Source organism: Jatrophihabitans sp. YIM 134969, from assembly GCF_054456675.1.
Map to the genome: position 1 here is coordinate 1 of NZ_JBTJEQ010000030.1, position 20,358 is coordinate 20,358.

Annotated in this window: 23 protein-coding genes; 9 read left to right on the top strand and 14 right to left on the bottom strand. The window is 72.7% G+C overall.

The window, feature by feature from the left end; translation table 11 throughout:
• Positions 1–41: 41 nt before the first annotated feature.
• Positions 42–203, bottom strand: a complete 162-nt coding sequence (locus ACXR2U_RS15625; protein WP_458825990.1) for a hypothetical protein — start codon at positions 201–203, stop codon at positions 42–44.
• Between the two features lie 97 nt (positions 204–300).
• Between ACXR2U_RS15625 and ACXR2U_RS15630 the strand changes: the two genes are divergently transcribed.
• Positions 301–936, top strand: coding sequence for an FMN-binding negative transcriptional regulator (locus ACXR2U_RS15630; protein ID WP_458825991.1), 636 nt, complete (start codon positions 301–303; stop codon positions 934–936).
• A complete protein-coding gene (locus ACXR2U_RS15635) occupies positions 920–1,531 on the top strand; it encodes a hypothetical protein (RefSeq protein WP_458825992.1) in 612 nt (203 codons plus the stop codon). The genes ACXR2U_RS15630 and ACXR2U_RS15635 overlap by 17 nt, the downstream gene beginning before the upstream one ends.
• Before the next feature lie 6 nt (positions 1,532–1,537).
• Here ACXR2U_RS15635 and ACXR2U_RS15640 read toward each other — a convergent pair whose 3' ends face one another.
• The 9 genes from ACXR2U_RS15640 to ACXR2U_RS15680 all read right to left on the bottom strand — a co-directional run bounded on the left by ACXR2U_RS15640 (position 1,538) and on the right by ACXR2U_RS15680 (position 7,017).
• Entirely contained in the window at positions 1,538–2,077 is a 540-nt protein-coding gene (locus ACXR2U_RS15640; RefSeq protein ID WP_458825993.1) for a Clp protease N-terminal domain-containing protein, read from the bottom strand.
• Between the two features lie 5 nt (positions 2,078–2,082).
• Positions 2,083–2,304: an RNA polymerase subunit sigma-70 gene (locus ACXR2U_RS15645; RefSeq protein WP_458825994.1), complete on the bottom strand. Its 222-nt coding sequence runs from the start codon at positions 2,302–2,304 to the stop codon at positions 2,083–2,085.
• Positions 2,305–2,358: 54 nt separating this feature from the next.
• Positions 2,359–2,706, bottom strand: a complete 348-nt coding sequence (locus ACXR2U_RS15650) for a cupin domain-containing protein (RefSeq protein ID WP_458825995.1) — start codon at positions 2,704–2,706, stop codon at positions 2,359–2,361.
• Between the two features lie 14 nt (positions 2,707–2,720).
• A complete protein-coding gene (locus tag ACXR2U_RS15655; protein ID WP_458825996.1) occupies positions 2,721–3,173 on the bottom strand; it encodes a GFA family protein in 453 nt (150 codons plus the stop codon).
• A 48-nt stretch (positions 3,174–3,221) separates the two neighbouring features.
• Positions 3,222–4,646 (bottom strand): FAD-binding oxidoreductase, encoded by a 1,425-nt coding sequence (locus ACXR2U_RS15660; RefSeq protein WP_458825997.1) that lies wholly within the window; start codon positions 4,644–4,646, stop codon positions 3,222–3,224.
• 103 nt (positions 4,647–4,749) lie between these two features.
• Entirely contained in the window at positions 4,750–5,436 is a 687-nt protein-coding gene (locus ACXR2U_RS15665; RefSeq protein WP_458825998.1) for a hypothetical protein, read from the bottom strand.
• A gap of 17 nt (positions 5,437–5,453) precedes the next feature.
• Complete coding sequence (locus ACXR2U_RS15670) at positions 5,454–6,026, bottom strand: NYN domain-containing protein (RefSeq protein WP_458825999.1); 573 nt, start codon at positions 6,024–6,026, stop codon at positions 5,454–5,456.
• Positions 6,027–6,055: 29 nt separating this feature from the next.
• On the bottom strand, positions 6,056–6,766 hold the full coding sequence (locus tag ACXR2U_RS15675) for a DUF2332 family protein (protein WP_458826048.1): 711 nt from the start codon (positions 6,764–6,766) through the stop codon (positions 6,056–6,058).
• The gene (locus ACXR2U_RS15680; protein ID WP_458826000.1) at positions 6,655–7,017 is read right to left on the bottom strand and encodes a DUF2332 family protein; all 363 of its coding nucleotides are present in this window, start codon (positions 7,015–7,017) and stop codon (positions 6,655–6,657) included. Before ACXR2U_RS15680 ends, ACXR2U_RS15675 begins: the two co-directional genes overlap by 112 nt.
• 51 nt (positions 7,018–7,068) lie before the next feature.
• Here ACXR2U_RS15680 and ACXR2U_RS15685 point away from each other — a divergent pair, with 51 nt between their 5' ends.
• A complete protein-coding gene (locus ACXR2U_RS15685; RefSeq protein ID WP_458826001.1) occupies positions 7,069–7,326 on the top strand; it encodes a hypothetical protein in 258 nt (85 codons plus the stop codon).
• On the opposite strand, the gene ACXR2U_RS15690 is transcribed toward ACXR2U_RS15685, so the two are convergent.
• A complete protein-coding gene (locus ACXR2U_RS15690; protein WP_458826002.1) occupies positions 7,283–7,894 on the bottom strand; it encodes a DUF998 domain-containing protein in 612 nt (203 codons plus the stop codon). The genes ACXR2U_RS15685 and ACXR2U_RS15690 overlap by 44 nt on opposite strands.
• Positions 7,895–8,021: 127 nt before the next feature.
• Here ACXR2U_RS15690 and ACXR2U_RS15695 point away from each other — a divergent pair, with 127 nt between their 5' ends.
• On the top strand, positions 8,022–8,450 hold the full coding sequence (locus tag ACXR2U_RS15695) for a YciI family protein (RefSeq protein WP_458826050.1): 429 nt from the start codon (positions 8,022–8,024) through the stop codon (positions 8,448–8,450).
• Between the two features lie 3 nt (positions 8,451–8,453).
• Complete coding sequence (locus ACXR2U_RS15700; RefSeq protein ID WP_458826003.1) at positions 8,454–9,605, top strand: RNA polymerase sigma factor; 1,152 nt, start codon at positions 8,454–8,456, stop codon at positions 9,603–9,605.
• 19 nt (positions 9,606–9,624) lie between these two features.
• Here the strand turns inward: ACXR2U_RS15700 and ACXR2U_RS15705 are convergent, their stop codons facing one another.
• Together ACXR2U_RS15705 and paaK are read right to left on the bottom strand one after the other, a co-directional pair.
• Positions 9,625–9,879 carry a DUF6158 family protein gene (locus ACXR2U_RS15705; RefSeq protein WP_458826004.1) on the bottom strand — a complete coding sequence of 85 codons (255 nt, stop codon included), beginning with the start codon at positions 9,877–9,879 and terminating at the stop codon, positions 9,625–9,627.
• A 17-nt stretch (positions 9,880–9,896) separates the two neighbouring features.
• Positions 9,897–11,204, bottom strand: a complete 1,308-nt coding sequence (gene paaK / locus ACXR2U_RS15710) for a phenylacetate--CoA ligase PaaK (RefSeq protein WP_458826005.1) — start codon at positions 11,202–11,204, stop codon at positions 9,897–9,899.
• 91 nt (positions 11,205–11,295) lie between these two features.
• On the opposite strand from paaK, the gene ACXR2U_RS15715 reads away from it, so the two are divergent.
• The 4 genes from ACXR2U_RS15715 (at position 11,296) to murA (ending at position 19,393) form a co-directional block, all read left to right on the top strand.
• Positions 11,296–13,350 (top strand): NAD(+) synthase, encoded by a 2,055-nt coding sequence (locus ACXR2U_RS15715; RefSeq protein WP_458826006.1) that lies wholly within the window; start codon positions 11,296–11,298, stop codon positions 13,348–13,350.
• A gap of 209 nt (positions 13,351–13,559) precedes the next feature.
• Positions 13,560–17,036 carry an error-prone DNA polymerase gene (locus ACXR2U_RS15720; RefSeq protein ID WP_458826007.1) on the top strand — a complete coding sequence of 1,159 codons (3,477 nt, stop codon included), beginning with the start codon at positions 13,560–13,562 and terminating at the stop codon, positions 17,034–17,036.
• 98 nt (positions 17,037–17,134) lie between these two features.
• Entirely contained in the window at positions 17,135–17,941 is an 807-nt protein-coding gene (locus ACXR2U_RS15725; RefSeq protein ID WP_458826008.1) for a hypothetical protein, read from the top strand.
• Positions 17,942–18,094: 153 nt separating this feature from the next.
• Positions 18,095–19,393 (top strand): UDP-N-acetylglucosamine 1-carboxyvinyltransferase, encoded by a 1,299-nt coding sequence (gene murA, locus ACXR2U_RS15730; RefSeq protein ID WP_458826009.1) that lies wholly within the window; start codon positions 18,095–18,097, stop codon positions 19,391–19,393.
• On the opposite strand, the gene ACXR2U_RS15735 is transcribed toward murA, so the two are convergent.
• Complete coding sequence (locus ACXR2U_RS15735; protein ID WP_458826010.1) at positions 19,386–20,351, bottom strand: DUF952 domain-containing protein; 966 nt, start codon at positions 20,349–20,351, stop codon at positions 19,386–19,388. The two genes, murA and ACXR2U_RS15735, sit on opposite strands and share 8 nt — an antisense overlap.
• Positions 20,352–20,358: the final 7 nt, after the last annotated feature.

The following is a 20,358-nucleotide window of genomic DNA, read 5'->3' on the forward strand; positions in this document are numbered from 1 at the left end:
GGCGGGAAGGCCCCGGGTGGCGAGGGGAAGGGCGGCAAGGGTCAGGGCGGCGACACCCCGGCCACCCCGCCCAGCGGGGCGCCGTCGGGTGCGCCGAGCGGCGCTCCCTCGGGTGCGCCCAGCGGGGCGCCGTCGGGTGCGCCGAGCGGGGCTCCCTCGGGCGCACCGTCGAGCGCGCCGTCCGACGCTCCGTCGTCGGTCACGCCGTCCACCGGTTCCTGACCGACGCCGACGCACGGGATCCCGGAGCGGTCGTCCCGGGATCCCGTGCGCGACGGCGGATGCTGCGAGGATGGCCGGGTGTACGTGCCCGCCCACTTCGCGCCACCCTCGACCGAGGCCGTCGTGGCCCTGCTCGACCACCACGGTGCGGCCGATCTCGTGACGGCCACCGCGGACGGTCTGGTGGCGACCCTGCTGCCGTTCGTCCACGACGCCGCACCCGACGGCTCCCCCGGAGTGCTGCGTGGTCACGTGGCCCGCAACAACGCGCACTGGCGGGTGCCCGCCGTCGGCGAGGCCCTGGTGATCGTGCGCGGCCCCGACGCCTACGTCTCACCGTCCTGGTACGCGACCAAGGCCGAGCACGGGCGGGTGGTGCCGACCTGGAACTACGTGACGGCGCACGTGTACGGCGAGCTGGTGGTGCACGACGACACCGCCTGGACCTCGACCGTCGTGCGTGACCTGACGACCAAGCACGAAGCCGGCCGCGACCCGTCCTGGTCGGTCGACGACGCCCCGACCCGCTTCGTCGACGGACAACTGCGGGCCATCGTCGGGGTCGAGGTCGTCATCAGCCGGGTCGAGGCGAAGTGGAAGCTCTCGCAGAACCGTTCCGCCGCCGACGTCGACGGCGTGATCGATGCCCTGAGCAACGATTCACCCGCCACCGCGGCGGCCGTCGAGGAGGCGCGTGGTGCCGGTCGGTCCTGAGGAGTTCTCCGCCCGCGTGGCGGCCGCCGCCGGTCCCGACGGCCGGCTGCCCGTCCCCGACCTGTCGATGGCCGAGTGGGACATCTTCCCGTTCGAGCCCGACGGTATCCGCGTCAAACCGTTGCGCCCAGCAACGCTTCCCGAGGCGCCGCGTGTCGGCGAGTCCGGGAGCGCGGACTGTCCCGCCTGCCGGCCCGACGTGCCGGCGGTGTGGGCCGACGACCACTGGCGCCTGCGGACGATCGCCGCCGGTGTGCCACTGGCCATGATGCTGCAACCCCGTGCGCACCACGATCTCGCCGATCTGCCGGACGATCTCGCGGCCGAACTCGGGATCCTGACCGTGCACATCGCCCGCCACGTCGAGGCGCTGCCGCACATCGCGCGGTGCCACGTCTACCGGATCGGGGACGGCGGGGCGCACCTGCACCCGTTCTTCTTCGCGCGTCCCGAGGGGTTCGAGCAGCTGCGCGGCTCGTTCCTCGTCGCCTGGGACGACCTGCTCCCCCGCCCGCCGGCCGCCGAGCGCGACGCCGACGCCCGGGCGGTCGCGGTCGCGCTCGAGGCTTCCTACGGCGGTACCGCGCTCGACTGACCGACGTCAGGCGGCTCGGCCGTCGCGGCCCTGTTCCTGCAGCGCGGTCCGCAGCGCCGCGACGTCCACACCCTGCTCGGCGAGCACGCGGACGCCGAGTCCCCCGCCCTCGCGCAGCAGACCGAGCAGCAGGTGGGTCGAGGTGATCGAGGACTCCCGGCGCCGCCGCGACTCCCGCACGGCGAGCTCGAGGACCTTCTTGGCCCGGCGGGTCATGCGGATCCGACCGCGACCGTCCGGGGCGGCTTCCAACGCGCCGACACCGAACTGGTCCTCGGCCGCCCGGCGGACGGCGTCGAGGTCGATGCCCAGGGTCGCCAGCGCCTCCGCGTCGAGACCGGTACCGGGGACGTGGTCGGCGATGCCGGCGCGGATCCGTTCGACCGTCACGCCGGTGGCGCGCAGGGCGGCCACCCCCGGGCCGCCCGCCTCGAGCAGGCCCACCACGAGGTGTTCGGTACCGATCCAGCGGTGCCCACGGCCGACGGCCTCGGCGCGGGCCGCGATGACGACCGCACGGGCGTCACGGGTGAATCTCTCGAGCACGTCCCTCACCTGGTCCTCTCGGTCCGGCCGTGCTTCTGGTGCGCCGCCTGCCGACTGACACCCAGAGCCTCGGCGATGTCCCTCCACGACCAGCCGAGCGTGCGCGCGTGCTGCACGTGCTGGCTCTCCAGCCGGTCGGCGAGCGCGCGCAGGGAGCGCACCGCCCGCAGGCCGACCGCCGGGTCGGCGCTGGTCGCCTCGCGTTGCCACGTCCCGGTGTCGGTCACAGCGTCAACGTAGCTTGACACCACCGAGGCATCAAGGCATGTTGACAGTGGGGCTCAGGCACGCACTCCGGTCGACCCCTCGGCGGTGCCGTCCTGGCTGGTGCCGCGCGGTTCGACCATCAGGATCTGCGTCCCCGCCTCGGCCCGCGGCCGGTGCGTCGTCCCCCGGGGCACGGTGTGGACGTCCATCGGCCCGAGCGTGACCGTGCCGTCGGGGAGGTCGAGGTGCAGCCGCCCGGCGAGGACGAGGAACACCTCGTCGGTGTCGGCGTGCACGTGCTCGGCGAACTCCCCGGCCACGTTCGCGACCTTGATGTCGTAGTCGTTGATCTCGGCCGCGACGTGAGGTGTCCAGGGCGGGACGCCGTCGAGGATCTGCAGCAGGTTGCGAGGTGTCGTCACCTCGTCATGATGGCTCAGCCCTGCGTGACGGCGTCCGCGGCCGACGTGACGCCGTGGTCGTACTGCGGCAGGTCCAGGGCGGGCATCCACGGCTGCCGGCTCCAGGTGAAGATCTCGACCTGCGGTGCCGTCCACTCGTCGAGACGGTCCAGCGTGCCCTGCTGGACGAACACCCCGCCGGGGAAGTCGACCAGCTCGTTGCTGAACAGGCGTGAACCGCAGGAGGCGCAGAACACGCGGGTGAGACCGTTCCCGGCGCAGGTCTCGGTGTTCGCCGGGTAGGGGAAACCCCGTGTCTCCCCGGAGACGGTGAGATCCGACTCCGACACCAGGGCGAAGGTGGCCATCTCGCCGCCGGACGCGCGTTTGCAGTCGGTGCAGTGACAGTTCGCCACGAAGCTGGGCTGCGTGTCGAAGCGGTAGGTCACCGCGCCGCAGGCACAACGGCCGTGGTGGGTCTCGCTCATCTCGGGGTCTCCTCTCGGAACGGCGGATCTCGCCGTGGTGGGTGGTGGTCAGTCCCAGACGTCGGGCAGACCCGGCGGCAGTGACACCGGGTGCCCGGCCGGCTGGTCCGGCAGAGGCAGGGTCGTCGCGAGGAAGACACCGTCCGGGTCGACCCGTTGCCGGATGCCCTGCAGCAGCCGGTCCGCCGTGGGCGACACGGCCGGACGTGGCTCGTCCGGACGCGCGACGAACGTCGGGACGATGCGCCCGGTCACCCACGGCGCGAGGGCGTCCGTGACAGCCGCGAGCGAGGCCGCGACCGGCGCCCGCAGCTCCTCGGCCGGGAGGATGTCGATGACGTTGAGCAGCCAGGGATCCACGATGCGGTCGAGGTATCCGCCCGGACGCCGCGGGTCGGCGAGCGCACCGCCGAGTTGCCGGAGTTCCGCCATGGCGAGCGTGGAACCGGAGTCCGGGCCGCAGGCGGCGACGAGGGACTCGACCGCGGCGTCCGGGAGTCCGGCGAGCAGGGCGTGGTCGTTCAGGGTCGGAACGGGATCCGGCGGGTCCATGTGGGTCGCGGTGACGTCGAGCGGTGGACCCACGTGCCAGGTGTCCAGCACGGTCGGGGCGACCGCCTCCAGTCGGGCCCGCAACTCGGCCACCGCGTGCGTGGCCTCGGAGTCGGCAGCGGGCGCGACGCCGTCGACGCACACGACCTGACCGCCGACGAGGGGCGGCGGGATCTCGGGAAGGGGAGGGAAGCGCAGCAGTCGGACGGTCGTCGCCACGGAACGCGGCGCGGTCGCGGCCCAGTCCCGCCACGCCCGCAGCAGCTCACCGGCGTGCTCGGCGCTGAAGAACGCGGCTCCCGTCAGGACGTCACCGACCGGGTACAGCTCGATCTCGAGCGCGGTGACCACGCCGAGCCCCGCCCCACCACCGCGCACGGCCCAGAACAGGTCGCCGTCGTGCGCCTCGTCGACACGTCGCACCACACCGTCGGCGGTGACGATCTCCGCGGCCAGCACGCTGTTCGACCCGACTCCGAAACGACGGCTGTGGAAGCTCAGACCGCCGGACAGCAGGAACCCCACGACGCCGACCCCCGGCGAGGAGCCGTGCAGCGCGACCAGTCCGTGCGGGCTCGCCGCCGCCACGACCTCACCCCAGGTCCGGCCGGCCGGGACACGGGCCCGCCGACGCTCGACGTCGACCACGACCGCCTCGGAGAAGGCCGTGCGGATCAGCAGACTCCCGGTCATCCGCGGGAGTCGCTCCGCACCGTGCCCGGTGGCGAGGACCGCGATCCGCCAACCCCGGTCACGCGCGTACCGCACCGCGGCCACGGTCGCCTCCACGTCGGCGACGGTCACGGCCTCGGCGGGCGCGGGCAGCGCCGCGAGCGCGTACACGGCCCGGTCGCGTTCGTATCCCGGTGTTCCCGGCGTGTCGATGCGCAGGTCGGCGTACTCGTCGGTCGTGGATGTCAAGCCGTTCCCCTCGTCCGTCACCACCCCGGTCAGGGCGGACGTGACGAGCCTCGCCGCAGCGTGACGTGGTCCGCATCCGCACGTGGCTGGTGGACCCGGCCAGTCAGCGCAGCGGCAGTCGCGCACCGGGGACGGTGTGGTCGCTGTACAGCGGCCGGCCCCCGAGGTCGTCGTCGAGGTGCAGGGTGGCGCGTGCGGTCATGCCGGTGGAGACCTGCCACCCGGTGCGGGGCGGGCCCACCGGCGCCGACACGAGCAGGACGTGGACGGCGTCGGCGGCGACCGCGGTGCGCACGTCGGCGACCTGACGCAGGGGGTGGCGGCCGGAGTCGGCGCCGCGATCCCAGCTCACCACCACGCTCGCACCGTCGACGGTGGCGTCGAGCACCGGCTCGACCCGTTCGTGGGGCCGGCGAGTCACCAGCCGTACGCCGCCCATCGCGGTCGCCTCGAAGCGGTCACCGGAACGGATCAGTGTCACCACCGGCCCGAGGCCCACCTCATCCCGGCGCTGACCGATGACGATCGTGTCGTCGTCACGCGCCAGGAGCATCCACCCGCCGGGATGGACCGATCCCATGCCGGACCAGGGATCCTCGCGCAGGAACTCGCGGGTCGCGCCCCCGACCTCGGACTCCTCGTGTTCGACCCGACCCGCACCGGCCATCAGACCGACGGGAACCTCGAACGGTCCCGCCCGCATCGTGAGCCCGAGGGCGAGCGGCGCCACCGCCGCCACCGCCGCGAGCTCCGCGGGAGCGACGGGCGGGACGTGCACCTCACCGGCCACGGCAGGAACCGCCCGGGTCAGAGGAAGTCGGCCGGGTCGAACGCCTCGATGTCGAGGATCCTGATGCGCGGCAGCGGTTTCGTGAACGCCCTGGCGTCGTGCTCCAGGTCGTAGGTGCCGAGCCCCGCCGGATGCAGTTCGGAGTACGCCGTGCTCATGTACTCGGTGAAACCGAGCAGGGCGACGCGGCGGCCGTCGGTCTCGAGCAGGGTGCGCAGTTCGCCGAGGAAGTCGACGTCGTGGCTGCCCAGGACGACGTCGGCATCACGCGGCACGATCGCGGCGAGGGTGCGCTGGATGCCGACGTCCACCACCTTGACGTCCGCCGGGCCGGACAGCGGGACCGAGCGGTACCCGATCGCGGTGAGCGCCTGCACGAACGACATGGGCAGGTGACCCGACGACGCGTTGAGGAAGAACAGCGCGGTGACCGGCTGGTCCCACAGCTGCTGGGTGAAGGTGAGCACCTTCTCCCAGCGCGGGCGTTCCTCGGGCAACGGGCGGTGCTGCAGCACGTTGACGCCGAGCGTGGCGTCGAGGTTCTCGCCGTCGATCAGCAGGTAGGTCCGCCGCGCGGCGTCGCCGTCCATGTCACGGACCCTAGGCCATGGCGCGGCGTTCAGAGCCACTCCAACGTGTGACCGTGCTGCCCGGTCAGCGCGACGGGTCGACCGTCGACCGCCAGCAGGAACCGGCCCGGCGAGTCGGGGCCGTCGACGACCACGCCCGGCGCCTCGTTCGAGATCCAGACGACGTCGCGGCCGAGACGGCCGACCGAGTCGACGAACCGGCGTCGGTCGTCCTCGCCGAGGTAGGCGAGCACGGCCGAGTGGTACACGACGACCGTGGTGTCGACCGGTGCACTGTGCACCAGTGGCTCCAGGTCGACGAGCAGGTCCCCGGCGGCGACCGGCGGCGGATCGGCGCGCGCGATCCCGATCGCCGCGGTGAGGATCTCGAAGCGTTCGTGGTGTTCGGGCCAGACCAGGCTCTGCAGCCACCGCACGTCGTCGTCCGAGGTGACGTCGAGCGGGTGCAGGTCGAGTCCGTGGCGCCAGACGACCTCGGGGAGGGTGTCGGGCAGCGGCGCCGGCCCGGACACCTCGCAGGTCAGCGTGAGCGACGAAGTGCCGACGGTGTGGTCACCGGTCGCTCGGAGGTAGCGGTACGCGTACCGGTCGGGCTGCAGGCACAACCCGGCGCTGGCGCCGATCTCGATCACCGCGAGCGGACCGGGCGCCGCGGCGAGGGCGGGCAGCAGGGTCGCGCAGCGGCGCGCCTCGTTGGTCTGGGTGCGGTGGTCGTGACGACGTCGCGCACCGCCGGCCAGTTCGCCTCGCACCAGCGCAGGAATGCAGGTGGGTCGTCGACTGGCCCGCCGAGCAGCCGCGCCGCCCCGAACAGCAGGTTGGGCTGACGGTGTAGCGGCGCGAGGGTGGAGAGGCGTGCCAGCGTGCCCGGGTCGTCGGCGACGGCCTCGGCCAACCGCCGGTAGGTCGGGGAGCTGTCGCCGTACCCGCGCGCCGCCATCTCGCGGTACCACGCCGCCGTCTCGACGCCCTCGCCCGTCCAGTCCGCCACGACGACCACGCTACGACGAGCGGCGGCCCCCGGACGGGGAAGGATGACGGCATGACCGACACCGACGATCTCCAGCAGAGGTTCATCACCGCCCGCGAACGACTGTCGGTCGCGCGCGCCACCCTCGACCAGTTCGCGTCGACGCAGGGACAGCCGGTCGACACCGTGCCCGAGGAACCCGCCTACGCCGTCAACCCGGCCTACGACGCCGCCCGGGCCGAGTACGACGCCGCCAACGCCGAGTTCGTGCGCCTCGAGGAGCAGCTCAAGCCGATCTGGGCCGAGCAGGCGGGCGAGGCCGTCGAGTAGCCAGCAGTCCGGCGACGGCGACGAGCGGCCACAGCGCCTGCGCGGCGGCGAGCAGCCGCTCGGTCACCCCCACGACATCGCCCGAGATCGTCAGCCCGAACGTGACCAGCAGCCCCGCGAGCACGACGGTCGCCACCGTCGTGGCGGGCGGGCGCAGCGGCCACGCCGCGCTGCGGTCCACGGCGAGCGCCACCCACACCGTGAGCGCCACGAACCCGACCGTCGCCGAGGTCACGTGGGCGGCGGACGAGCCGTCGCCCGCCGGTTGCGGGAACAGCGCCACCGCCAGCGTGGCGAGACCGCCCAGCGCGAGCACGGCCCGTGCCGGCGTGCGGACGGCCGGGCCGAGCCCGAGGGCCGTACCGACGTGGGCGAGCCCGAGCAGCGCCAGCCCGGCGGTCATGATCCAGCGGTCGGTGGCGTCCCGGGCCGCGAGGGCGCTGATGGTCTGCGAGACGGCGCTGTAGCCCGGGGGCTGGCGGGCGACGCCCCACGTCCAGCCGCCGACCAACGCGACGGGGGCGACGACGGCCGGGACCACCACCCAGCGGTGCGGAGACGACGCCACCCGGCCACGGTAGGAGCAGCGGGATCGGGAAAGTTCGCCCGACCGTGTCGAGAACGACCGGGCGGCTCCGTCCCCTGGTCGGAGGACGGCCAAGATGGTCGTCCCGGACACACGAGGAGTCACCACCATGGCCAAGTACCTGCTCCTGAAGCACTACCGCGGCGGCCCCACCCCGGTGGTCGAGAACGGCGGCCTCCAGGGCGCCACGCCCGAGGAGTACGGGGCGCACATCGCCTTCATGGGCGACATCAACGAGATGCTGCAGGCGTCGGGTGAGTTCGTCGACGCGCAGGGTCTCGCCCCCACCGGCACGTTCGTCCGTTACGGCGGCCCCGACCAGCCGCCGGTCACCGACGGTCCGTTCGCCGAGACCAAGGACCTCATCGCCGGCTGGTGGATCGTCGACGTCGACTCCGAGGCCCGAGCGCACGAGATCGCGGCGTACGCGTCGTCGGCGCCGGGGCGGGGCGGCCAGCCGATCTACGAGTGGATCGAGGTGCGGCCGTTCATGTCCGAGGCTCCCGCAGACTTCGACGCGTTGTTCGAGCAAGTCTGACCGGTGGACGACGACCTCCTGCGCGGGCTGGCACCCCGCGCGCTCGGCGTCCTCGTCCGTCGCGGAGACGACTTCGCCGCGGCCGAGGACGCCGTGCAGGAGGCGCTGGTCGAGGCGTGGAAGCGCTGGCCGGACGACGGAGTGCCCGCCGACCCGCTCGGGTGGCTGGTCACCGTCGCCCACCGCCGGTACCTCGACGCCTGGCGCTCCGACGTCGCCCGCCACCGACGTGAGGACGACGCCCTCGACCAGCCGGAACCCGGGCCGACCGAACAGGGCGACGACACCCTGCTGCTGCTGTTCCGTTGCTGCCACCCGTCGCTCACCTCGGCCTCGGCCGTCGCCCTGACCTTGCGGGCCGTGGGCGGGTTGACGACCCGGGAGATCGCCGACGCGTTCCTCGTGCCGGAGGCCACGATGGCGCAGCGGATCAGCCGGGCCAAGAAGACGATCTCCGGTGAACGGCTCGACCGCGCCGGTGACCTCGGCCGGGTGCTGACGGTGCTGTACCTGGTCTACAACGCGGGCCACAACGGGCGGCTCGACCTCGCCGTCGAGGCCATCCGGTTGACCCGGACCCTCGTGACGCTCTCCCCCGATCCGGAGGTCGCAGGGCTGCTCGCGTTGTTGCTGCTGCACCACGCCCGGCGCGACGCCCGCACGTCGGACGGCCGGCTGGTGCCGCTGGACCGGCAGGACCGTTCCCGCTGGCACACCGACGAGATCGCCGAGGGCGTCGCGATCCTGCAGTCCGCGCTCGCGGCCGACCGACCCGGGCCGTACCAGATGCAGGCGGCCGTCGCAGCCCTGCACGACGACGCCGCCACCGCGGCCGAGACCGACTGGCCGCAGATCCTCTCCTGGTACGACGACCTGCTCGCGATGCGTCCGGGCGACGCCGTGGTGGCGCTCAACCGGGCCGTCGCGGTCGGTCAGGTCGACGGCCCCCACGCCGGCCTCGCCGCGTTGCGCGGTCTGGACACCGCGCTCGGAGCGCACCACCGTCTCACCGCTGCACGCGCGTACCTGCACGAGCAGGCGGGCGAGACGGCCACCGCGGCCGCGCTCTACGCCGAGGCCGCCGCGGCGGCGACCAGCGTGGCCGAGCGCGACCACCTGGCGTTGCAGGCAGCCCGGCTCGGGCCGGCCGGGTAGCTCGAGCTCGCCGAACCGTTCAGTCGTCCTGGCCGGCCTCGTGCCGGCTGCCGGCGCGGGTGCGACGCTCGTCCGGGGCGGCCTCGGCGGGGAAGCGCCGGATGAACTCCTGCTCGAGTTCGAGCATGCGGCGTGTGTGGGCCTCGAAGGCGTCCTCGCTGCCGTGCAGCATCGTCTCGTGGCGGGTGCTGTGCAGGTGTTCGACGTCGCGCCGCAGGTCGTCGTCGGACAGGGCGCCGGCGGGCAGGCCGCTCTGGTTCTCGGGTTCGCTCATGTCGAAGGCGTACCCGGTCAGCGCGGTGGGCGTTCGTCGACGACCCGGCGCATCTTGCCCACCGAGCGTTCCACCCGGTCCGGATCGACCACCTCGACCGCGACGGTCACGCCGATGGTGTTCTTCACCAAGGTCCGCAGGTGGTGGCCGGCCACACGGGCGTCGTCGGCCGTCGCGTCGACACGGCGCTCGACCAGCACCGTCATGTCGTCGAGCGTTCCGGACCGTTGCAGGATGCACTGGAAGTGCGGCGACAGCGCCGGGGTGCGCAGGATCAGTTCCTCGATCTGGGTGGGGAACAGGTTGACGCCGCGCAGGATGATCATGTCGTCGGTGCGGCCGGTGATCTTCTCCATCCGCCGCATGGTCCGGGCGGTGCCCGGCAGCAGGCGGGTGAGGTCGCGGGTCCGGTACCGGATGACCGGCATGGCCTGCTTGGTCAGGCTGGTGAAGACCAACTCACCTTCCTCACCGTCGGGCAGCACCTGCTCGGTGACGGGATCGATCACCTCGGGGTAGAAGTGGTCCTCCCACACCGTGAGGCCGTCCTTGGTCTCGACGCACTCCATCGCCACCCCCGGGCCCATGACCTCGGACAGGCCGTAGATGTCGACGGCGTGCAGGTCGAGCCGTTCCTCCATCTCGCGGCGCATGTCGTTGGTCCACGGCTCGGCGCCGAACACCCCGACCTGCAGGCTGCTCGTCCGCGGGTCCATGCCCTGCCGCTCCATCTCGTCGACGATCGCCAGCATGTAGCTGGGCGTGACGCAGATGGCGTCGGGCGCGAAGTCACGGATCAGCGTGACCTGGCGTTCGGTCATGCCTCCGGAAACGGGGACCACGGTCGCCCCGAGCTTCTCGGCGCCGGCGTGCGCGCCGAGGCCGCCGGTGAACAGGCCGTACCCGTACGCGTTGTGGACCATGTCGCCCCGGCGTACCCCGCCGGCGCGCAGGCTGCGGGCGACGACGGTGGCCCAGGTGTCGAGGTCCTCGGCCGTGTACCCGACGACCGTCGCCCGTCCCGTCGTCCCCGAGCTGGCGTGGATGCGAATCACCTGCTCGCGCGGCACCGCGAACATGCCGAACGGGTAGTTCTCCCGCAGGTCGCCCTTGGTGGTGAACGGCAGCTTGGCCAGGTCGGCGAGGTCGGTCACGTCACCCGGGTGCACCCCGGCGGCGTCGAACGCCGACCGGTAGTGGGGGACGTTCTCGTAGGCGTGACGCAGGCTCCACTGCAGCCGCTCGAGCTGCAGCGCGCGCAGTTCGTCGACCGACGCGCGCTCGATGGGTTCCAGCGTGGCCGGGTCGGGTGTGCGGTCCTCCATGCCCCGGAGCCTGCCACCGCGCCGCGGGCGCCCGCTGTGCAGATCCCGGACACGGTGCCGACCCGTCGCGCCGGGGCCATAGGCTCGGGCCGTGACCGAGCGCGAGTTCGCGAGTCTGCACGACCAGGACCTGCTGCGGGTGGCCGCGGCGACGCCGTTGGTCGCGACCGCGGACCCGGCGCGCAACGCCGAGGCGACCGTCGAGCTGGCCCGCCGGGCCGACGCCGAGGGCGTCGACCTGGTGGTGTTCCCCGAGCTCGGCCTGTCGTCGTACGCCATCGACGACCTGCTGCTGCAGGACGCCCTGCTCGACGCCGTCGAGGAAGCCGTCGTCACCGTGCGGGAGGCGAGCCGTGACCTCGCGCCGGTCCTGCTGGTCGGGGCGCCCGTCCGACGTTCCGGGCGCCTGTACAACACCGCGGTCGTGATCAGCCGCGGCGAGATCCTCGGCGTGGTCCCGAAGACGTTCCTCCCGAACTACCGCGAGTACTACGAGAAGCGCTGGTTCGCCTCGGGTTCGGGGACGGCCGGGCTCGAGGTCACCCTCGCGGGGGCGACGGTGCCGTTCGGCAACGACCTGGTGTTCGCCGCCGCCGACCTGCCCGACTTCGTGCTCGGTGTCGAGATCTGCGAGGACTACTGGGCGGCGATCCCGCCGTCGTCGTACGCCGCACTGGCGGGCGCGACCGTGCTGGCGAACCTGTCGGCGTCGAACATCACGGTCGGCAAGTCGGCCGACCGGAAGGCGTTGTCGGCGTCGCAGTCGGCGCGGGCCGTCGCGGCCTACGTGTACTCGGCGGCCGGCACGGGCGAGAGCACCACCGACCTGTCGTGGGACGGTCAGGGCACCGTCCACGAACTCGGCGCGCAGCTGGCGGAGTCCGAACGGTTCGCCGACCAGCCACAGCTGCTGGTGGCGGACGTCGACCTGGCCCGCATCAGGCTGGAACGGTTGCACACACCAACGTTCAGTGACGCTGCGGTCGCCGCCGGCGAACCCGAACGCCGCTACCGCCGCGTCGGCTTCGAGCACCGGCCGCACCACCGCGACGTCGGGTTGCAGCGTGCCCTGCGGCGTTTCCCGTTCGTCCCCGACGAGCAGGCGCGGCTGGACCAGGACTGCTACGAGGCGTTCAACATCCAGGTCGCTGCACTCGCGCGCCGCTTCGCCTCGGCCGGGTCTCGCATGGTCATCGGGGTGTCGGGCGGGTTGGACTCCACCCACGCCCTCATCGTCGCGGCCAAGGCGTGCGACCGGCTCGGCGTGCCCCGCTCGACCATCCTCGGCGTCACCATGCCCGGGTTCGCGACCGGCGAGGACACCAAGGCCAACGCCTGGGCGCTCATGCGCGCCCTGGGCGTCGAGGCCCGCGAGCTCGACATCCGCCCGGCGGCGCGGCAGATGCTCGCCGACATGGACCACCCGTTCAGTCACGGCGAGCCGGTCTACGACGTCACCTTCGAGAACGTGCAGGCGGGCCTGCGCACCGACTACCTGTTCCGGCTGGCCAACCAGCACAACGGGTTCGTCATCGGCACCGGCGACCTGTCCGAGTTCGCGCTCGGCTGGTGCACGTACGGCGTCGGCGACCAGATGAGCCACTACGCCGTCAACGCCGGAGTGCCCAAGACGCTCATCCAGTACCTCATCCGCTGGACGGTCGGCAGCGGCCAGGTCGACGCGGAGACCGGCGTCCTGCTGACCTCGGTGCTCGACACCGAGATCTCCCCCGAACTGGTCCCGGCCGACGAGGAGACCGGCGCGATCCAGAGCACCGAGGACCGCATCGGCCCCTACGAACTGCACGACTTCTTCCTGTTCCACATCCTGCGGTACGGGCTGCCGCCGTCGAAGGTGGCGTTCCTGGCCTGGCACGCCTGGCGCGACGCCGAGGCCGGCCGCTGGCCCGCGGGCTTCCCCGACGACCGCCGCCACGCCTACGACCTCGAGACCATCACGCGGTGGCTGCGGGTGTTCCTGCAGCGCTACTTCGCCTTCTCGCAGTTCAAGCGCTCCGCCATGCCGAACGGTCCGAAGGTCAGCGCCGGCGGCGCCCTGTCGCCCCGCGGCGACTGGCGGGCCCCCTCCGACGCCTCCGCCGCCGCCTGGCTCGCCGAACTGGAGCGCAACGGCCCCGACGCCTGACGCGTCCCCCGCCGCCGACGCCTTGACGCGTCTCCGCCGCCGACGCCTGACGCGTCTCCGCTGCCGATCAGTGATCGGTTCTTCGCGACATGTCACGAGGACCCGATCACTGATCGCGCGGCGGCGGGGCACCGGGGCACGGGCACCGGGGGCACTGGGGCACCGGGGGCGGGTTTGCGCTCCTCGTACGCTTGTTCGATACTGTTCGCGTGGGGTTCAACAACCCGGACGTGCCGTGGCGCGAGCTGGAGCGGCAGCTGTCCGGCCGGCCGTCGCTGCCGGACGCGAACGGCACCGAGCGGCGGCCGTTCGACTTCGGGTCCGCCCCCGACGGCGGCGACTCCCCCGCGTGGTCCCGCAAGCGCGACGAGTACCAGCCCGATCCACGGCTGCAACGGGCCGACTCCACCGTGCCGTTCGCCGACCTGCACGCCCACAGCTCGTTCAGCTTCCTCGACGGCTCGTCCGGGCCGGAGCGCATGGTCGAGGAGGCCGTGGCGCTCGGGCTGGAGGCGCTGGCGATCACCGACCACGACGGCTTCTACGGCATCGTCCGGTTCGCCGAGGCGGCGAGCGCGTTCGGGCTGCCGACCGTGTTCGGCGCCGAGCTGAACCTCGACATCGCCATGCCCAGCACCCAGACCGAGCGGATGGTCGCGGCCCGCGCCGGCGTCCCCGACCCTCCCGGGCGGCACCTGCTGACCCTGGCGCGGGGGCCCGCGGGGTACGCGAGCCTGTCGGCGCAGATCGCCCACGCCCACCGCCGCGGCGGGGTGAAGGGCCGGCCGATCCACGACCTCGACGCCCTCACCGAGGCCGCGGGCGGCGACTGGACGGTGCTGACCGGCTGCCGCAAGGGCTCGGTGCGGCAGGCGCTGGAGTCGGCACCGCGCGGCACGTTCGCCCTCGACCCGGCCCGCCGCGAACTGGCCGAACTGGTCGACCGGTTCGGCCGCGACCAGGTCGTCGTCGAACTCACCCACGCCCTGGACCCGCTCGCCGACGAACGCTACGAGGCGCTGGTCGACCTCGCCGCCGAGCAGCGCCTCGCGGTCGTCGCCACCACCGGCGCGCACTACGCGGCTCCCGACGGCCGTCCGCTCGCCACCGCCACCGCCGCGGTCCGCGCCCGCAGCAGCCTCGACGAGGTCGACGGCTGGTTGCCGGGCTGGGCCGACGCCCACCTGCGCTCGGGCGCGGAGATGCTCGACCGCTTCGCCCGGTGGCCGGGGGCGGTGTCGTACGCCGCCGAGCTCGGACGTGAGCTCGCGTTCCCGCTGAAGCTCGTCGCACCCGACCTGCCGCCGTTCCCGGTGCCACCGGGGATGACCGAGATGACCTTCCTGCGTCAGCTCGCCCTCGACGGCGCCCGCCGCAAGTGGGGCACCTACGACGAAGCGGCGGCGTGGGGGCGCCGGTTCGACCGCAAGAACCCCTACGACGTCGTCGAGCACGAGCTGCGGATCATCGACGAGCTCAACTTCCCGGGGTACTTCCTCGTGGTCTGGGACATCGTCCAGTTCTGCAAGAAGCAGGGGATCCTCTGCCAGGGCCGCGGATCGGCCGCGAACTCGGCGGTCTGCTACGCCATCGACGTCACCGCCGTCGACGCCGTGTTCTACGACCTGCTCTTCGAACGCTTCCTCGCCCCGGAACGCGACGGCGCCCCGGACATCGACATCGACATCGAGTCCGACCGCCGCGAGGAAGCCATCCAGCACGTCTACGACACCTACGGCCGCGACAACGCCGCCCAGGTCGCGAACGTCATCACCTACCGGCCGAAGTCAGCGGTGCGGGACGTCGCCAAGGCGCTCGGGCACTCCCCCGGCCAGCAGGACGCCTGGAGCAAGCAGATCGAGCAGGGCTACTACTGGACACCGATCACCGGCGACGCCGGCGGGAAGGACGGTTCCGGCCAGACCGACATCCCGCTGCCGGTGCTGACCCTCGCCGAACAGTTGCAGGATGCACCACGCCACCTCGGCATCCACTCCGGCGGCATGGTGATCTGCGACCGCCCGGTCATCGAGGTCTGCCCGGTCGAGTGGGGGCGGATGCCGAAACGCACCGTCCTGCAGTGGGACAAGGACGACTGCGCCGAGGTCGGACTGGTGAAGTTCGACCTGCTGGGCCTGGGGATGCTCTCGGCGCTGCACTACGCCTTCGAGCTCATCGAGGGCTGGTACGGCCGTCGCTACGACCTCGACTCGATCCCCAAGGAGGACCCGCGCGTCTACGACATGCTCTGCGCCGCCGACTCCGTCGGCGTGTTCCAGGTCGAGTCCCGCGCCCAGATGGCGACGCTCCCCCGGCTCAAACCCCGCAAGTTCTACGACCTGTGCGTCGAGGTCGCACTCATCCGTCCCGGGCCGATCCAGGGCGACTCGGTGCACCCGTACATCCGCCGCCTCAACGGCCTCGAGGCCGTCACCTACCCGCACCCGTCGCTGGAGAACGCCCTGCGCAAGACGCTCGGGATCCCGTTGTTCCAGGAACAGCTCATGCAGATCGCCATCGACGGCGCGGGGTTCACCCCGGCCGAGGCCGACCAGCTGCGCCGCGCGATGGGCTCGAAGCGGTCGGAGTCGAAGATCGCCGCGATGAAGGTGCGCCTGTACGAGGGGATGGAACGCCGTGGGATCACCGGCGCGGTCGCGGACTCCATCTACGAGAAGGTCCGGGCCTTCGCGGCGTTCGGCTTCGCCGAGAGCCACTCGATCAGCTTCGCGTTGCTGGTCTACGCCAGCAGCTGGCTCAAGCTCTACCACCCGGCCGCGTTCTGCGCCGCGTTGATCAACGCGCAGCCGATGGGGTTCTACTCGCCGCAGAGCCTCGCCCACGACGCCAAGCGGCACGGAGTCGTCGTCCGCGGCCCCGACCTCGACCGCTCGCTCGCCACCGCCTCGCTCGAGGCCGTGAGCGACGACGAACCGGCCCACGCCAGTGACCTGCTCACCTACGGCGCCGACCGCCCGGCGCAACCTGCGGTACGGCTCGGTCTCGCCGACGTCACCACGATCTCCGACGACACCGCCGAGGCGATCGTTGCTGAGCGCAACGCTCACGGCCGCTACCGGTCGCTCGCCGACCTGGTCCGGCGCACCGGGTTGAAGGCCGAACAGGTCGAGGCCCTGGCCACTGCCGGCGCGTGCGACCCCCTGTCGGCGAACCGCCGCGAGGCGTTGTGGACCGCAGGCAGCGTCGCGTCGTTCCGGCCGGGGCAGCTGGACATCACCGCGCCCGCCGAGGAGAGGGTCCCCGAGCTACCGGTGATGAGCGCACCCGAGCAGTTGATGGCCGACCTGTGGTCGACCGGTGTCACCGACACCTACCCGACCGCGCTCATCCGTCCGCAACTGGACGAGCGGGGCTGCGTCACCGCCGCGGACCTCAAGCAGACCCCCGACCGCACCCGGGTACTGGTCGGCGGAGTCGTCACGCACCGGCAGCGCCCGGCGACCGCGAGCGGCACGACGTTCGTCAACCTCGAGGACGAGACCGGCATGATCAACGTCATCTGCTCCCCGGTGGTCTGGGCGCGCTACCGCCGGGTCGCCCGCGACAGCGCCGGCCTGCTGATCCGCGGGATGGTGGAGTCCGAGCAGGGCGTGGTCAACGTCGTCGCCGAGAAGATCGAACGCCTGCCGATGACCCTGCGCGACATGTCCCGCAACTTCCGCTGACCTCGCGCTGCACTCCCCTGACCTCGTGGCAGGGTCGAGGTGTGGGCCGGACCGTCAGACGCACCGACCGGAAGGCACCCCCTGCGCGTCGCCGACGAGTGACCGGTCCCGGCGCCCTGCTCGGCGTCGTGACCCTCGCGGTGTCCGGCGCCGGCTGGGGCCTGCTGCTCGCCGACGGCCCCTCGGGTGACCACATCGGCGTGACCATGGGGCTCGGGTTCGGCGCCTTCGTGGGCGCCGCGATCGTCGCCACGCTCTGGGCCTGGACCACCCGACCCGGCGGCATCACCGCGCGGTACGCCGCCATCACCCGACTCCGGCGCGGCGACTCCACGGCCGCGACCGGTCACGCCCTCGGCTGGCCACCGCGCGAGCTCTGGCTGCTACCGCTGCCGCTGACCGTGTTGCTCGCCCTCACGGCACCGGTCGCGTACGCCCTCGAGCCGGGTGACCACTCGATCTGGGGTGGCATCGCGGTGTACGGGCTGCTGGTGCCGTACGGCGCCCTGCTCGCCTGGTCGCTGGTCTGGGCCATGGTCGTCCTGCCGCTGTTCTCCCTCGGCCGGATCGCCTGGTTGCTCGTCCGCCGCAAGCCGATCCCCGACAACGACCAGGCGATGCTGGTGCTCGCCCTGATCCTGCTGCCCATCCTGCTGGGCTCGGTCGGCATCGTCCTCGGCACTCCGGACGGGACCAAGGGCGACCAGGCCGCCGCGTTCTTCGGCGCGGGCGACCAGTCCTCGCCGTGGCTGTGGGTGGCCCGCGGCTCGATCGCGTTCCTGGTCGTGACCGTCCTCGGCGCCTTCCTGTACTTCACCCGGGTCGCCCGGACCCGCGGCACTCGGAGCCGGAGCTCGCGCCGCGGCACCGCAGCGTCACCCGCGACCCCGGCGCGAGGCGACTGACGCGCTCAGCGCAGCCGGGCGGCGGCGTACGCGGCCATGGCGTCGCGGTGGAACTCGGCGAGCCGCGGGTCCCAGCGTCACGCGCGAAACGCGGGCGGGCCGGGTGCGCGGCCGGGCGACCCCGGGGAGGCACACTGGAGCACCGTGACGACGATGACGGTGCGAGGCGGCACCCCGCTCGAGGGCACCGTGACGGTGCGCGGCGCGAAGAACCTGGTTCCCAAGGCGATGGTCGCGGCCCTGCTCGGCACGACCCCGAGCGTCCTGCGCAACGTGCCGGACGTCAGCGACGTCGGCGTGGTCACCCGCCTGCTCGGCGCGCACGGTGTCGCGGTCCGCCCCGGCGACGAGCCGGGCACCCTCGTGCTCGACCCGGCCCACGTCGAGGACGCCGACGTCGCCGAGATCAACGCGCACGCCGGCGCCAGCCGCATCCCGATCCTGTTCTGCGGCCCGCTGCTGCACCGCCTGGGCCGGGCGTTCATCCCCGACCTCGGTGGCTGCCGCATCGGCGACCGCCCGATCGACTTCCACCTCGAGGCGCTGCGGCAGTTCGGCGCGGTCGTCGACAAGGCGCCCGACGGCCTGCACATCACCGCCCCCGACGGCTTGGTCGGCACCAAGCTCGCCCTGCCGTACCCCAGCGTCGGCGCCACCGAGCAGGTGCTGCTCTCGGCGGTCACGGCCCGCGGCGTGACCGAACTGTCGAACGCCGCCGTCGAGCCCGAGGTCATGGACCTCATCGCCGTGCTGCAGAAGATGGGCGCGATCATCGAGACCCACACCGACCGCACGCTGCGGATCACCGGTGTCGACACCCTCACCGGGTACTCGCACCGCGCGATGCCCGACCGCATCGAGGCTGCGAGCTGGGGCAGCGCCGCGCTCGCCACCCGCGGCGACGTGTTCGTCGCCGGCGCCCGGCAGGCCGACATGATGACGTTCCTCAACGTCTTCCGGCGCATCGGCGGCGGACTCGACATCCGCGACGACGGCATCCGCTTCTGGCACCCCGGTGGCGACCTGAACCCCATCGCGCTCGAGACCGACGTCCACCCCGGTCTCATGACCGACTGGCAGCAGCCACTCGCGGTCGCGCTGACCCAGGCCAGTGGCCTGTCGATCGTCCACGAGACGGTCTACGAGAACCGCCTCGGGTTCACCGGCGCACTCGTCAAGATGGGCGCGGTCATCCAGCTCTACCCCGACTGCCTGGGCGGCACCCCGTGCCGGTTCGGGCAGCGCAACTTCGTGCACTCGGCCGTCATCTCCGGACCGACCAAACTCCACGCGGCCGAGCTCGACATCCCCGACCTCCGCGGCGGATTCTCGCACCTGATCGCTGCCCTCGCCGCCGAGGGCACGTCGACCGTGCACGGCGTGGACGTCATCTACCGCGGCTACGAGAACTTCCGCGACAAGCTGCAGCAGCTCGGCGCCGAGATCAGCTGACCGGCGCGACCCACCCGCCGTCCACGCCGCGGACGATCGGCAGCACCTCGACCACGGCCGTGACCGGCAGCTCGCCGTAGGTGTGGAAGAAGCCGTCCTCCAGCTTCATCTCGGCGTGCGTGAGTTCCGGGTCGACGACGAGCAGCACGAGCTCACCGGGCACGTCCGCGTAGAAGAGGCGGAGTGTCCCGGCGACCTGCTCCGCCCGTGACAGGTGCACGAAACCCTCGTCGGCCACGGTGATCCCGCGTGTCGACCACACGTACGCCCCGCTGCGCACGGCCTCGTCCCAGTCCTCGCGCAACGCCACGTGGTAGAGCCGCTCCGGCACCGGGACGGTGGTCGGCCGGTGGAACTCGGCGCGCCACCGCGTCAGGGGGTCGGTGCCGTCGAGCGCGACCAGCGTCAGGACGCCCGAGCCGAACGACTCCATCTCCGCGCGGAGGAAGGGCCAGGGCGGACCGGGTTCGGCGGGGGCGTCGTCGGCCCGCGCCGCCTCCGTCGCCACGAGCGTGCCACCGGGAGCGACGAACCGGCCGACCGCCGCGATCGCGTCGGAGCGCAACGGTTCGGGCAACGCCTGCACGTTCATGTTCTCGACGACGAGGTCGAACGCCCCGAGCCAGTCGGTCGGGGGTGACAGCAGGTCGGCGACGAGGTAGGTGACCGCCGTGTCGGGGTGCCGCTCGCGCGCCCCCGAGACTGCGGTGGGGGCGATGTCGAACGCGGTGACGTCTGCTCCCCGACCCGCGAGGTACTCGGCGTCACGCCCGTACCCACAGCCGACGACCAGGGTGCGCACCCCGGTGAGCTCACGGCCCTGCGCCCACTCCACCACGCCGGCCCCGGGGTTCGGGAGGTCCCACGGCACGACGGCGGTACCCGCGGCCGCGTCGCCGTACAGCTGCTCGAACCAGGCCGTCGGGTCGTGGGCGTCGGGTCCTCCGGGCGCGGTCACACCGTCA

Coding starts and splice junctions, on each gene's coding strand:
- ACXR2U_RS15655 (WP_458825996.1), bottom strand. CDS start 3,173: ATGAGCGAGACCCACCACGGCCGTTGTGCCTGCGGCGCGGTGACCTAC.
- ACXR2U_RS15670 (WP_458825999.1), bottom strand. CDS start 6,026: ATGGACGGCGACGCCGCGCGGCGGACCTACCTGCTGATCGACGGCGAG.
- ACXR2U_RS15685 (WP_458826001.1), top strand. CDS start 7,069: ATGACCGACACCGACGATCTCCAGCAGAGGTTCATCACCGCCCGCGAA.
- ACXR2U_RS15695 (WP_458826050.1), top strand. CDS start 8,022: ATGGCCAAGTACCTGCTCCTGAAGCACTACCGCGGCGGCCCCACCCCG.
- ACXR2U_RS15705 (WP_458826004.1), bottom strand. CDS start 9,879: ATGAGCGAACCCGAGAACCAGAGCGGCCTGCCCGCCGGCGCCCTGTCC.
- paaK (WP_458826005.1), bottom strand. CDS start 11,204: ATGGAGGACCGCACACCCGACCCGGCCACGCTGGAACCCATCGAGCGC.
- murA (WP_458826009.1), top strand. CDS start 18,095: ATGACGGTGCGAGGCGGCACCCCGCTCGAGGGCACCGTGACGGTGCGC.